Origin of the sequence: Billgrantia sulfidoxydans (assembly GCF_017868775.1) — a bacterium.
In the GTDB taxonomy this organism is placed as follows: Bacteria; Pseudomonadota; Gammaproteobacteria; order Pseudomonadales; family Halomonadaceae; genus Halomonas; species Halomonas sulfidoxydans.
Window position 1 is genome coordinate 2942958 of sequence record NZ_CP053381.1, and the last position, 13553, is coordinate 2956510.

Here is a 13553-nt window from a genome sequence, read left to right on the forward strand (position 1 = left end):
CAAACGGCGCCGGCCTTACGGCTCGCGGAACGGCAGGGGGGCATCCGTGTCGCGGCGCACCGCAAAGACGTTCAGGGTCATGGCCACCAGGGCGTAGTAGCCGAACACCCCTACCAGCTCGACCACCGCGGGCTCGCCGAAGGCCTCGACGGCTTCGGCATAGAGTGCCGCGTCGATGCGTCGGGTGGCATAGAGCGTCCGGCCCAGGCGATAGACCAGGCGCTCGTCATCGCGCTCGAAGACCGGCTCCTCGCCCGTACGCAACGCCTCGATCACGTCATCGGCGATGCCTGCCTCGCGGGCGATGGGCTCGTGGATCTGCCATTCGGCCTGGGACCGCCACCAGGCGGCGGTGACCAGGATCGCCAGTTCGGTCAGGCGCAGCTCCAGCCGCGTGCCGTAGCGGCAGAAGGCACCCAGCCGCTGGGCGTGATCGGCCAGGCCCGGGCTATGGATCCAGGCCAGGAAGGGGCCGTCCAGGTTGCCGCGAGGGCCGCCGAGGATCTCCTCCAGCACGCGGCGCTGTTCGGCGTCCAGGCGCGTCTCGTCGAGGGGGGTCAGGCGGGATTCGATGGCCATACCTATCTCCTTATCGGCTACCCAGCGCACTGCGCAGGGCGATATCGAGCTTGTCGACGATCTCGTCCAGATGGCTCTCCGCGAGGATGAAGGGCGGCGCCAGCAGGATGTGATCACCCTGGCGTCCGTCGATGGTGCCGCCCATCGGGTAGCACATCAGCCCCGCCTGCATGGCGGCCTGCTTGACGCGTGCATGTACCTTGCGCTCGGGTTCGAACGCCGCCTTGGTGGCCCGGTCCGCCACCAGTTCCAGGCCCAGGAAGAGCCCACGGCCGCGTATGTCGCCGACATGGGGATGTTCGCCGAGGCGCTCGGTCAGGCGCCGCTGCAGTCCTTCGCCCAGCTCACGCACCCGGGGCAGCAGGTCGCGCTCCTGAATGGTCGTCTGCACCGCCAGGGCCGCGGCACAGGCCGTCGCATGGCCGATATAGGTATGCCCGTGCTGGAAGAAGCCCGAGCCATTGGCGATAGCATCGCGGATACGCCCGCTGACCAGGGTGGCGCCGATCGGCTGATAGCCGGCCCCGAGCCCCTTGGCGATGGTGATCAGGTCGGCGGTGACGCCCTCCTGCTCAGCGGCGAAGAGGGTGCCGGTGCGCCCCATGCCACACATCACCTCGTCGAGAATCAGTAGCACGCCATGGCGATCGCACACCTCGCGCACGCGCTTGAAGTACCCCGGTACCGCGGGAACCGCACCCATGGTGGCCCCTACCACCGGCTCGGCGACGAAGGCCATCACGTTCTCCGCTCCGAGTCGCAGGATCTCGGCCTCGAGCTCGTCGGCCAGGCGCGTCGCATAGGCCTCGGGGCTCTCGCCCTCCTGCAGACCGCGGTAGGCATAGCAGGGGCTGACATGACTCACGTCGATCAGCAGCGGCTCGAACTGCTGGCGGCGCCAGGCGTTGCCCCCGGTAGCGAGCGCCCCCAGGGTATTGCCGTGGTAGCTCTGGCGACGCGCAATCAGGTGCTTGCGCTGCGGCTGGCCGATCTCGATGAAATACTGACGCGCCAGCTTCAGGGCCGCCTCCATCGCCTCGGAGCCACCCGAGACGAAGTAGACCGACTCGAGCCCCGCGGGTGCGCGCTCGACCAGAAAATCGGCCAGGGCTTCCATCGGTTCGGTGGTGAAGAAGGCGGTGTGAGCGTAGGCCACCTTGCCCACCTGCTCACGGATGGCCTCGATGGCGGCGGCATCGCTATGCCCCAGACAGGAGACCGCGGCGCCACCGCAGGCATCCAGATAACGCCGCCCCTGATCGTCGATCAGGTAATGGCCTTCACCCTTGACGGCCGTGGGGTAATCCTGCGTCAGGCTGCGGTGGAAAACGTGGCTCATGGGATTCTCCGGGTTGACAATACGCAAAATATAAATGCTCTATTTAAATTTGCAATTAAAATTTGCATATTTATCATCCAACGCCCTCAGCAGCGCCAGGAGGCTACAATGCTCCCCCGACGCCACGAGATGAAGTGAAGCGACGCCATGACGGACACCCCCACGCCCCCTCCGGAAACGCTGAGCGGCCTCAGGCAACGGCTCAAGGCCATCGAAGCCGGCGAGGCCGGCATCCGGCTGGGCAAACGCTCCCGGCACGTACTCGCGCTGCTCGTCGAGGCACCGCAGCAGGCCGCGGTCTCATCCATCAGCGAGCTGGCGGAGCGGCTGGGCGTCAATGCGTCGACGCTCTCGCGCCTGGCCCAGCGCCTGGGCTATGGGGGGTTCGGCCAGTTGCAGGATGTCTTCCGCCGCGAAGTCACCGAAGGCCAGAGCTTCTACAGCGACCAGGCCTCCCGCCTCCTCGAGGCGAGCAGCGACACGCAGGGACTGGCTCGGCTGAGCCGGTTGGGACGGCAAGAGAGCGCCAACATGGCGAGCCTGTTGGAGCGGATCGATCCGACGGCCTTCGAGCAGACGGTGACGCTGCTGGCGACGGCCCATCGGGTGCGCGTGCACGGCATGCGCCAGTTCCACTCCCTGGCGCTGTTCATGGCCTATGGCCTGGGGATGTTGCGCCCCGACGTCGCCCCACTCGACGCGGGCCGGCAAGGCGTCGCCGATGCCCTGGCCCAGCTCGACCCCGGCGACGTGCTGATAGTGGCAAGCTGCTTCCCCTATACCCCGAGCGTGCTGGCCACGGCCGAGGTCGCGGCCCGCCACGGGGTAGAGGTCATCGCCCTGACCGACTCGGAGCGCTCACCCCTGGCCCGGGTCGCGCGGCACAGCTTTCCGGTGCCCAATCATAGCCTGTTCTACAGCAACAGCATGTGTGCCTTCATGCTGCTCGCCCAAGGGCTGCTGAGTGAAGTGGCCAGCGCCCTGGGTAGCGCCGGGCTGGCGGCGCTCAAGCACCGCGAGACGATGATCGCCGAACTCGGCGCCTCCCTGTGATCGCGGACGATCGCCCAAGACGCAGTGCCACGAAAAATTCAACGAAACTTCAGACAACCTGCCTGCGCTCCTCCCTATGGTGAACCTTTCACGGAGGAAGGAGCGGAGCATGTCATACCGGATCGATATCGACTCACTGCGCCGTTATCAGGCCGACGGCGTGGCATCGAAGGCCATGACCGAGGGTGAGCGCCAGCGCTTCGAGCAAGCCGTCGAAGAAGCCCTCAACGCCCGCGCGTCAGCAGGCGGCACGGGCGAGCTCGACAGCGCAACGGAGCGGGTTTTCGTCGCCGAGGAAGGCGACAGCCTGTGGGAAATCGCCGAAGAGCTCCACGTCGATTACGACGATTTTCTCGCCCTGAACGAACGTGACGACATGCCCGACCCGGGAGAGATCGATCCGGGCGACGTCGTGTTCGTTCCGCATACCTCTCCCGAGGAGGCGGCCCGGTCGCCACGTGATAGCCAAGGCGTTCCCGTTGGAGAAGACGAGTTCATCGACGGCCTGCGCGAACGCGGCAACGAGCTTGAATACGCCGACGATCCAGCCACGGTCGATTACGACGGCGAGATCGATTCCCTCTCCCAGGAGGTTGAGCGTTACCTGGCGGCACTGCCGGTTGATGAACGACAGGCCGCCCTGCAACGCCTCTACGACCATAGCTGGCGCGATGCCGGTCCTGCCCAGATGGCCATCGAACAAGCCGCGGAGAACAGCGGCCTGGCACTTCAGCCGAGCAGTCATGCCGGCCCGGAAGCGGAAGCCGCAGCACGCGAGATCATTGACGAGGCCCGAGAACAGAGTGATCCGCAAGCGGCGCTCGAAACTCTCGAAGAGGGGTACGAAGGAGCTTCGTCGACGGTCCAGGTCGCCCTGGATCGCTCCAGTGGCGCCGGGGAGATCGCCGCCGAAGCAGGAGCTTGGATCGTCGACGCTGCCCGCGCCGAGGACGACCCGGCCAGTGCGCTGCGCACCTATGAAGCGGGGCGGGACGATGCCCCGGAGCGGGTGCAGGACGCTCTCGACCGGTCCAGCGATGCCCAGGCGATCATCGATGACGCCGCCGCCTGGGCCGCCGAACCTCTCACGGGCGAATTGCAGGGAACGGACACCCCCGAGCGGCGCACACTCGAGATGATAGAACGCCTCGACGCCCTGACCGAAGGACTGGAGCCTGAGCTCGCCAGCGAGGTAGTGGAAGCCCTGATCGGCGAGATCGAGACGGCCAACCAAGGTGATCTACAGGCTTATGGCGGAGCCATGGCCGGGCCGAACGGCACCACGCTCCTGCTGGAAATCCTCGACCGTATCGCCGGGACGGATGCGGGGGATCGTGCGGCAAACCGGCTTGCGGAACAATTGCCGGTGGACATGAATACGGTGCGCAACGAGATGCACGAAGCGATTTCCTCCGGCGAAGCGATTCCCAGCCTGGCCCTGGCGATCGCCTCGCTGGAAGGCGCGGAGAGTTTCCGCGACGAGCTGTTCACCGCCGTGGAGCAGTTCCGCGACCACACCATCGGCGGACAGGCCGACGAGTACCATGAGCATCTCGATGAACCGAGCTTCCTGATCCTCAACGGCGGTGCGGCAATGACAGAGGAGCAGCTCGCAGCGGCGATCGACGATTACCTCGCCTCCAATCCCGACTGGGAAACGGAATTCGAGGCGCTGCAGGAACAGTTGGCCGACAGCGGTGCCGGGCTGCTGGAACAGATAGAACAGCTGCGGGGGCTACCGGACGAGGCGGGCATAGACCAGCAGTCGCGTATCGAGGCCCTGTTCGAAGATGCCAATGCCCAGCTGGCTGTCTCGACGGCCCTCCAGGAGAAACCCGAGCTGGTGTCGGGGGACGCCGGCGACGCCTTGATCGAGACCTTCAACGAACTGGGTATCACCGAAGAGCACCCCTTGGCGGTAAGCCTGGTCGGCGCCTACCTGCGCGAGAACGTGATCCTGCCTGCGGTCGACATCGATCCCAGCGACCCTCAGTCGCTGGAGGAGGCCCAGGCGCGGCTGGACGAGACGCTGCGCGACAATCCCCAGCTCGCCGAGCTGCTGGGCACCACGACCGGCGAGCTCGATGCGCTCGCCGACACCTTCACAGCGTTGGTACCCGAATTCACTGAGAACTTCGACCCGCAGCGCTACCAGATCGACGTGGCGCGCAATCTCAACAACACCCTGGACAAGACCAACGAGATCTTCCGCGACTCGCCCTACAATCGCGCCTTCCGCGCTTCCGCCCTCTCCATCGTCGGCTCGGGGCTGGCCAATGCCATCGAGACCTACGGCGACGACCCTTCGCTGCGCAACGCCCTGCAAGTATCGATCGAAACAGCACGGGTCGGCGTCGATGGCGCCCAACTGGTCGACGCGCTGTTCACCGGCAGCGAAGGTTCCCGGGCCACGCCTGGCCTCAAGCTGAGCGGCAAATTCGTGCATCTGCTCGGTGCCTCGTTGGCCGGGGCCGATGCCCTGGCTCGCCTGAACCAGGGCGACGTGGTCGGTGCCGGTCTCAACGCGGCGGTGGCGGGCGGGGTCGGCTATGCAGTGTTCGGCAGCTCGACACTGGCAGGTCCAATCGGCTTCGGCATTGCCACCCTGGCCACCCTGGTCCAGTTCGGTCGTGACGCTTACCTGGCGGCGCAGCGCAACAGTCGCTTCGAGACCCAGACCACGGCGGACTTCCTCGCCCACGCCGGTTTCAGCGAAGAGGCCGCCCAACTGCTGCTCGACCAGAGCGGCGATGGGCATAGCGTAGTCCCCCTGCTGATGCGCTATGGCGAACTTCACGGACTCTCGCCCGGGCAGACCGTGGACTGGATCAACACGATTCCCGAGAGTGAGAACGGAGCCGCCATGCTCGCCGCACTGCGTGACAACCTGCACAACACGCTCGACGAGTTCGATGGCGATATCAGCCGGTTCGACGCCCATGCCGAGGGCTTCGAGCTGGCCTCGCCTTCACTCGGAGAGTCTCGTAGCGGCTCCCTGACGCCTCGTTCTCAATTCGAACTCGACGCCATCCTGCCTCAGCTCGGCATCGAGTCGCCGCGCGAGTACGCCTAACACTGCCGAGAGTTCAAGCGAAAACGACGACGCCCGCCTCGAGGAGACGGGCGTCGTGTCGGTGCGGCTTCAGGGCAACAGGATGGTCGAGCCGGTGGTCTGGCGGCCGGCCAGCGCATCCTGGGCCTTGCCGGCATCGGCCAGGGCGAAGCGCTGGCCGATGTCGACCTTGATCTTGCCGCTGCCCAGCATGTCGAACAGGTCGCGGCACATCATTTCCAGCCGCTCGCGGCTGTCGGCATAGCCGTTGAGGCTGGGGCGGGTCACGAACAGCGAGCCCTTCTGGTTGAGGATGCCAAGATTGACCCCTTCGACCGGCCCCGAAGCGTTGCCGAAGCTGACCATCAGCGAACGCGGCTTGAGGCAGTCGAGCGAAGTGATCCAGGTGTCCTTGCCCACCGAGTCGTAAACCACATCGCACATCTCGCCATTGGTGAGCTCGCGCACCCGCTCGACCACGTCTTCGCGGGTGTAGTCGATGGTTTCCCAGGCGCCGTTGGCCTTGGCCAGCTTCGCCTTTTCTTCCGAGCTGACGGTCCCGATCAGCTTGACGCCCAGCGCACGCGCCCACTGGCAGGCGATGGAGCCCACCCCGCCGGCGGCGGCATGCCACAGGATCGTCTCGCCGCCCTCGAGCGGTCGGGTCTGGCGCAGCAGGTACTGCACGGTCAAGCCCTTGAGCATGCTGGCCGCGGCGGTTTCCGTGGCGATCGTGTCGGGCAGTACCACGACCTTCTCCGCCGGTAGCACATGGTACTCCGCATAGGCCCCCAGCGGCCCCTGGGCATAGGCGACCCGATCGCCCTCCTTGAGATGGTCGACGCCCTCGCCCACCGCGTCGACCACCCCGGCGCCCTCGGTGCCGAGCCCGGACGGAAGGCCAGGCGCGGGATAGAGGCCGGTGCGGAAATAGATGTCGATGAAGTTGAGCCCGATCGCTTCATTCTTGACCCGAACCTCGCCGGAAGCGGGATCGGCCGGCGTGACGTCGAGGAATTCGAGCACCTCGGAGCCGCCGGTGCGAGCAAACTGGATGCGCTTGGCCATGAGATCTTCCTTTGTTCGCTAACGTTAAGTGAACACCATCCAACCGCCGATCATGCAGGCGGTCAAGCGCGCCGCCACCCGACAATGATGATCAGCCGGGGAATGCCGCCAGCCGTTCGACGAAACGTGCCTTCTCCTCTTCGAAGAAGCGCGGATCGTGCTTGAAACGCCGCAGCACGGCGTCGTCATCGAAGCCCAGCGCCGGCTCCAGCTCGTTCACGCCACGCGCCGGGTGGTGGGTCGAGAGGCCGACGCGCCGCCCGCCGGGCGCGGCGAACCAGCGGTTGATGCCGCAGCGGCGAAAGAACGCCTCTTCGTCCTGGTCCACCGCATCGACCCGCAGCGGGGCCTTCTGGGCCAGCTCGCGGATCAGCCGGCGCAGGCTCTCACGGTCGCCGCCGGGGGAGGCGTGCAGCCTCAGCGACATGCCCGCACCCGAGGCATCGAGTGCCAGCAGGGCCAGCGCGCCGGGCCTGCCCTGCTCGTCCACCAGCGCCCACAGGCGGGCGGCCTCCTGCGAGAACAGCACCTGTCGCGTGCCGGTGAACGTGACCAGCGGCGAGAGCCCCGCTTCCCTACCGTAGATATCGGCGCACAGGCGGGCGAGCCAGGCATCGCGCTGCTCGTCACGCTCGGGGGTCATCACCTTCATGCCTTGCCTCGTTGCATCGTCAAAGGCTGCAAGCCTAGCATAGTCGCGGTCGATTCCATGCGCGTCGCCCCGCTCGAATCGCCATTCGGATCCCATAGCTTGCCACGACCTTCACGCGGAGCCCCGACATGCCAAAGCACCCTGCTATTGCGCTGCCCCGATTGATCGCTCACCGCGGTCTCTCCGCGCATGCCCCGGAGAACACGCTGGCGGCGGTGAAGGCGGCACATGAGGCCGGCTATGCCTGGGTGGAACTCGACGTGCAGCTGCTCGGCGACGGTACCCCGGTGATCTGGCACGACGCCACGCTCAAGCGCTGCTCCGACGGCCATGGCCGACTTGCCATGCTGGATCTCGCCGCGGTACGCAGGCTCGATGTCGGTGCCTGGTTCGGCGACGGCTTCCGCGGCGAGCGCATGGCCACCCTGAGCGACATGCTCGCGCTGCTGGTGGAGCTGGACATGGGCGTCAACATGGAGCTCAAGGTGACCCACCGGCGCAGCGGTACCGAGCTGGCCGAGGTGGTGGTACCCCGCCTGCTCAAGGCACTGCCTCCCGAGCGCCTGATTCTCTCTTCCTTCGATCAGCCCGCCCTGCAGCATGCCCGCTCCCTGGCCGATGCCTCGCTGCTGGCCATCGGCGTGCTCACCGAGGGCGTACCCGCAACGTGGCGGACGCGCTGCGAGGCGCTCGATGCCTTCAGCCTTCATACCGACTGGACGCGGCTCACCGCCCGCCGCGCCCGGGAGATCAAGGACGCCGGCTATCGCCTGCTGTGCTACACGCCCAACGACCCCGCCGCGTTCGCCCCGCGCTGGGAGTGGGGCGTCGACTGCGCCATCAGTGACGATCCGGCCCTGTTCGCCGGCATCGCCCCGCCGCCGCGACTCTGAAGAACCGGAGCAAGGACAGCCATGCCTGCAGTGGTCTAGCTTGATGGTGGAACGGACAGAACGAAGCAAAGCCAGGAGGAAGTGCAATGGAACTGCTCGACAGGATCACGGACTACCTGATCGACAACGGATTGAAGCTTGCCACCGCCGAGTCCTGTACCGCGGGGCTGATCGTGTCCGAGCTGGCCCGGGTGCCCGGCAGCGGCCAGAGCATCGACTGCGGCCTTGGCGTCTATTCGCCACAATCGAAGCATCGCTACCTCGGGGTCAGCTTCGACACCATCGACCGATACGGACTGACCAGCGAGGCCGTGGCCTGCGAAATGGCCAGCGGAGCGCTGAGCAACAACGATGCCGACGTGGCCCTGGCCAATACCGGCATTGCCGGCCCCACCCCGGGCGACGACGACACTCCCATCGGCACGGTCTGCTTCGCCTGGGCCTTCCGCGAGAATGGCCAGCACCACCATTTCAGCGAAACCCGCCGCTTCGACGGCACGCGTAACGAAGTGCGCCTGGCCGCGGCCCACTACGCGCTGGAACGATTGCCTCACTATCACCGGCTGTGCGCCGGCGCCGAATCGACAGGGGCCGAAGAAGAGCGCCGTTCACGCCAGGCCGAGCAGCGCTCGATCGGCGTGCAGCTGCGCTCCAGAACGAACGTCGACGCCCGGCATGAGCTCGAGCGGCGCCGCGATTTCCTATGTGCGGCCATGCGGGAAAGTGGACAGCACACCCTGGTGCTTGGCATCAGCGGCGGTGTCGACTCCACCGTCGCGGGGCGCCTGGCGCAGCTCGCCGTGGAGCAGCTGCGCGAGGAAGGGGAACAGGCCTGGTTCGTCGCCATGCGCCTGCCCTACGGCGTGCAGCAGGATGCCGAGGACGCCGAGCGGGCGCTGGCCTTCATCCAGCCCGACGAAGTGCTGGAGGTGAACATGCAGGCCGGCAGCGATGCCTTGCTGGAAGCGCTGGAGAGCGGCGGGCTGGCATTCACGGACGCCCATCAGCGCGATTTCGTGCTGGGCAACATCAAGGCGCGCCAGCGCATGGTGGTCCAGTACGCCGTGGCCGGCGCGCGCGGCGGGCTGGTCATCGGCACCGACCAGGCCGCCGAAGCGCTGATGGGCTTCTTCACCAAGTACGGCGACGGTGCCTGCGATGTCGCTCCGCTGACCGGCCTGACCAAGCGCCAGGTACGCCTGCTCGGCCAGCAGCTCGGCGCCCCCGCTGAGCTGGTCGACAAGGCGCCCACCGCCGACCTCGAGTCGCTGGCACCGCAGAAGCTCGACGAGGTGGCCCTCGGCGTCAGCTACGATGAGATCGACGCCTTCCTGGAGAACCGGGATGTCTCCCGACCCGCCTTCGATACCATCGTGACCACCTACCGGCGCACCGAGCACAAGCGCCAGTTGCCGCTCACGCCGGACTGAAACCCTTCCCATATCACCCAAGTGGGCCGACACCGGAGTGTCGGCCCGCACGGTAGCCAACCGCCCGAACGATGCCGTCAGAGCCCCACCAGACGCGCAATGGCGGCCATGTCCAGGTTCGCTTCCAGGCAGTCGGCCAGTCGATCGAGCTCCTGCTGCCGATGGGCCCGGTAGTCCACCGCGTCGCCCTGCGCCTCGAGCCCGCAGCGGGCAAGCAGCGCCGCGCACGCCTCGGGGCCGTCGAACAGGCCGTGGAGGTAGGTGCCCATGACCCGGCCGTCGTCGCTGACGGCACCGTCCGGCCCGCCCTGCAGCTCGACGAGTGGCCGCGCCAGGGCAGGCCCTTCGCTCACCCCGTTGTGGATCTCGTAGCCGGTGACCGGCACCCCTTCGGGAAGCAAGCGCCCACTCACGTTACGCAGCTGCTTGCCCGCTACCATGCGGGTCTCGAACTCGAGCAGCCCGAGCCCTTCGCTAGCGCCCGCCGGCCCCTCCAGGCCCTCCGGGTCGTGCACGGCACGGCCCAGCATCTGCAAGCCGCCGCAGATGCCGAGCACCCGACCGCCGTAGCGCAGGTGGCGCTGGATGGCGGCTTCCCAGCCCTGGGCGCGCAGCCAGGCGAGGTCGCTGCGGGTGCTCTTGCTGCCGGGCAAGATGATGAGATCGGCCGGCGGGATCGCCTGGCCGGGTCCGACGAAGGTCAAGTCGACCTGCGGATGCAGGCGCAGTGGATCGAAGTCGTTATGGTTGCTGATGCGCGGCAGCGCCGGCACCAATACCTTGAGCGTATCCCCCTTCCCCACCCGGCCGCTGCGACCGATACTGTCCTCGGCATCGAGCAATAATCCCTGCAGATAGGGCAGCGTGCCATATACCGGCTTGCCGGTGCGCTCGGTGAGCCAGTCGAGCCCCGGCTCGAGCAGGGCGATATCGCCACGGAAGCGATTGACGATGAAGCCACGGGTACGTGAGCGCTCGCTCGCGCCGAGCAGCGCCAGGGTGCCGACCAGCTGCGCAAAGACCCCGCCGCGGTCGATATCGCCCACCAGCACGACCGGGCAGTCGACCATCTCGGCGAAGCCCATGTTGGCGATGTCGTTCGCACGCAGGTTGATCTCCGCCGGGCTACCCGCGCCCTCGGCGATGATCACGTCATAGCGAGAAGCCAGCGCCTGCCAGGCCGCCAGCACGCTTTCCCGCGCGGTGCGCTTGTAGGCGTGATAGTCCAGCGCCTCCATGTGGCCGTGGACCCGGCCGCGCAGGATCACCTGGGCGCCGCGGTCGCTCTCGGGCTTGAGCAGCACCGGGTTCATGTCGCTGTGGGGCTCGACCCCCGCCGCCAGTGCCTGCAGTGCGGTGGAGCGGCCGATCTCGCCGCCGTCCACCGTCACCGCGCTGTTGAGCGCCATGTTCTGCGGCTTGAACGGCGCCACCGACACCCCGCGCCGCGCCAGCACCCGGCACAGCCCGGCCACCACCGTGCTCTTGCCGGCATCCGAAGTGGTGCCCTGGATCATCAGGGTTGGCATGGGATTACAGCTCTATCCCGCGTTGCGCCTTGATCCCCTGATCCTTGAAGGCGTGCTTGATCACCTTCATCTCGGTGACGGTGTCGGCCAGCTCGATCAGCGGCTCAGGGGCGTAGCGCCCGGTGACGACGGCATGCTGCATGGGCGGCCGCGCCTGCAGGTCGTCGAGCACTTGGTCGAGGTCGAGGTAGTCGTAGCGCAGGGCGATGTTGAGTTCGTCGAGCAGTACCAGGTCGAAGCTGGCATCGGTGAGCATGCCGCGGGCCACCTGCCAGGCAGCCTCGGCGGCGCGGGTGTCGCGCTCGCGGTCCTGGGTATCCCAGGTGAAGCCCTCGCCCATCACGTGGTATTCGACGCCGGGCTGGCGACGGAAGAAGGCCTCCTCGCCGGTCTCCCGCGTGCCCTTGATGAACTGCACCACGCCTACCTTCATGCCGTGGCCCAAGGCACGCGCCAGCATGCCGAAGCCGGAGCTGCTCTTGCCCTTGCCCGGGCCGGTCAGCACCAGCAGCAGGCCCTGCTCCTTCTGCGCGCCGGCGATGCGCTCGTGCATGATCTTCTGCTTGGCCGCCATGCGCTGGGCATGGCGCTGGGGGTCCTTGGCGTTCTCGCGCATGGTTGTCTCCTAGTTCTTGTCCTGGGTGAAATGCAGCGGCTCGCCGCGGAAGATGGCGGCGGCCAGCGCCGGCGCCGAGGGGAAATAGCCGTGGAAGTAGCTGGCGACCAGCCTGCCCTCGACATAGACCGGTTCGCCGGGGCTCCCGGCCAGGCGCCGGGCGTGGGCAGCCGGCGTCAGCGGCGTCTCCAGCAGTGAATGGTGGTAGGTGTGGCCGCGCAGCTCGCCGGTGTCGGTCGCCAGGCTCTGCAGGCCCAGGGCGCTGAGCTTGCCGGCCATCTGCGCGGTACCGGGCAGCAGCCCCAGCATGGCATGTTCATGGCCCTCGCCATCCACCAGGGCCCCCATGCACGCCATCAGCCCGCCGCACTCGGCCAGGATCGGCCGACCGGCGTCGTGATGGGCGCGGATCGCGGCGCGCATCGGCGCGTTGACAGCAAGCTTTCCACCATGCAGCTCCGGATAGCCGCCGGGCAGCCACAGGGCGTCGCAGCCGGGCAGCTCGCGGTCGGCCAGCGGCGAGAAGAAACGCAGCTCGGCGCCCATCTGTGTGAGCAGGTCGAGGTTGGCGCGATAAAGGAAGGCGAAGGCGTCGTCACGCGCCACGCCGATGCGCACGTCCTCGAGCAGCCGCGGCGGCAGTTCGGGCGCCTCGGCGTCGAGCGTGACCCGCGCCGGCAACCGGTCGAGGCCGGCTTCCTTGAGCACCTCGGCGGCAGCATCGAGCTGCGCATCGAGCCCCGCCAGCTCGCCGGCCTGGACCAACCCCAGGTGGCGGTCGGCAACCTTCATCGCCTCGTGGCGAGGAATCGCCCCCAGCAGCGAGAGCCCCGTCGGCATGCTCTCCGCCAGCAGCCTGCCGTGGCCGGGGCTACCCACACGGTTGGCAATCACCTCGTGGATGGCGAGGTCGGGGTGGTAGTTGGCCAGCCCCTGGGCCACGGCGCCGAAGGTCTGGGCCATGCCCCAGGCGTCGATCACCGGCAGCGCCGGCAGCCCGGCGAGTATCGCCAGGTCGGCGCTGGAGGGGTCGCCGTCGAACAGCCCCATGGAACCCTCGACCAGGATCAGGTCGGCGTCACGGGCCGCCTCGGCCAGGCGCCAGCGACACTCCGCCTCGCCGGTCATCCAGGGGTGCAGCTGGTAGACCGGCTGGCCCGAGGCCACCTCCTGCACCATGGGGTCGAGGTAGTCGGGGCCATGCTTGAACACCCGCACCCGGCGCCCGGCGTTGCGGTGCAGCCGCGCCAGCGCGGCGGTGACCATGGACTTGCCCTGGCCGGAGCCGGGGGCGGTGATCAAGGCGGCATGGGTCTCGCCGCGAATCGTCGAGTCGGTCATA

At 67.5% G+C, this 13553-nt stretch carries 11 protein-coding genes; 4 read left to right on the forward strand and 7 right to left on the reverse strand.

The genetic code is table 11. The features are described from left to right. Window positions 1-15: 15 nt before the first annotated feature. Together HNO51_RS13620 and HNO51_RS13625 are read right to left on the reverse strand one after the other, a co-directional pair. Complete coding sequence (locus HNO51_RS13620) at window positions 16-579, reverse strand: carboxymuconolactone decarboxylase family protein (RefSeq protein WP_209537651.1); 564 nt, start codon at window positions 577-579, stop codon at window positions 16-18. Between the two features lie 10 nt (window positions 580-589). After that, a complete protein-coding gene (locus HNO51_RS13625) occupies window positions 590-1918 on the reverse strand; it encodes an aspartate aminotransferase family protein (RefSeq protein ID WP_209537652.1) in 1329 nt (442 codons plus the stop codon). 147 nt (window positions 1919-2065) lie between these two features. Here HNO51_RS13625 and HNO51_RS13630 point away from each other — a divergent pair, with 147 nt between their 5' ends. Continuing rightward, window positions 2066-2971 carry a MurR/RpiR family transcriptional regulator gene (locus tag HNO51_RS13630; RefSeq protein ID WP_197447857.1) on the forward strand — a complete coding sequence of 302 codons (906 nt, stop codon included), beginning with the start codon at window positions 2066-2068 and terminating at the stop codon, window positions 2969-2971. Between the two features lie 109 nt (window positions 2972-3080). Then, window positions 3081-6044 carry a LysM peptidoglycan-binding domain-containing protein gene (locus tag HNO51_RS13635; RefSeq protein WP_209537653.1) on the forward strand — a complete coding sequence of 988 codons (2964 nt, stop codon included), beginning with the start codon at window positions 3081-3083 and terminating at the stop codon, window positions 6042-6044. Between the two features lie 69 nt (window positions 6045-6113). Here the strand turns inward: HNO51_RS13635 and HNO51_RS13640 are convergent, their stop codons facing one another. Both HNO51_RS13640 and HNO51_RS13645 read right to left on the reverse strand, forming a co-directional pair. Next, entirely contained in the window at window positions 6114-7091 is a 978-nt protein-coding gene (locus tag HNO51_RS13640) for an NADPH:quinone reductase (RefSeq protein ID WP_197447858.1), read from the reverse strand. 91 nt (window positions 7092-7182) lie between these two features. Next, a complete protein-coding gene (locus HNO51_RS13645) occupies window positions 7183-7743 on the reverse strand; it encodes a hypothetical protein (RefSeq protein ID WP_209537654.1) in 561 nt (186 codons plus the stop codon). Between the two features lie 128 nt (window positions 7744-7871). Here HNO51_RS13645 and HNO51_RS13650 point away from each other — a divergent pair, with 128 nt between their 5' ends. After that, the gene (locus tag HNO51_RS13650) at window positions 7872-8636 is read left to right on the forward strand and encodes a glycerophosphoryl diester phosphodiesterase (RefSeq protein ID WP_209537655.1); all 765 of its coding nucleotides are present in this window, start codon (window positions 7872-7874) and stop codon (window positions 8634-8636) included. A gap of 86 nt (window positions 8637-8722) precedes the next feature. Continuing rightward, window positions 8723-10066, forward strand: coding sequence for an ammonia-dependent NAD(+) synthetase (gene nadE, locus HNO51_RS21215; RefSeq protein WP_338035268.1), 1344 nt, complete (start codon window positions 8723-8725; stop codon window positions 10064-10066). 77 nt (window positions 10067-10143) lie between these two features. Here nadE and HNO51_RS13665 read toward each other — a convergent pair whose 3' ends face one another. Genes HNO51_RS13665 through HNO51_RS13675 form a run of 3 tightly spaced genes read right to left on the reverse strand, consistent with a single transcriptional unit; the run spans window position 10144 to window position 13552 of the window. Further along, a complete protein-coding gene (locus tag HNO51_RS13665; protein WP_209537656.1) occupies window positions 10144-11595 on the reverse strand; it encodes a cobyric acid synthase in 1452 nt (483 codons plus the stop codon). A 4-nt stretch (window positions 11596-11599) separates the two neighbouring features. Further along, on the reverse strand, window positions 11600-12211 hold the full coding sequence (gene cobO, locus HNO51_RS13670) for a cob(I)yrinic acid a,c-diamide adenosyltransferase (protein ID WP_209537657.1): 612 nt from the start codon (window positions 12209-12211) through the stop codon (window positions 11600-11602). Window positions 12212-12220: 9 nt separating this feature from the next. After that, the gene (locus tag HNO51_RS13675; RefSeq protein WP_209537658.1) at window positions 12221-13552 is read right to left on the reverse strand and encodes a cobyrinic acid a,c-diamide synthase CobB; all 1332 of its coding nucleotides are present in this window, start codon (window positions 13550-13552) and stop codon (window positions 12221-12223) included. Between the last annotated feature and the right edge of the window lies 1 nt (window position 13553).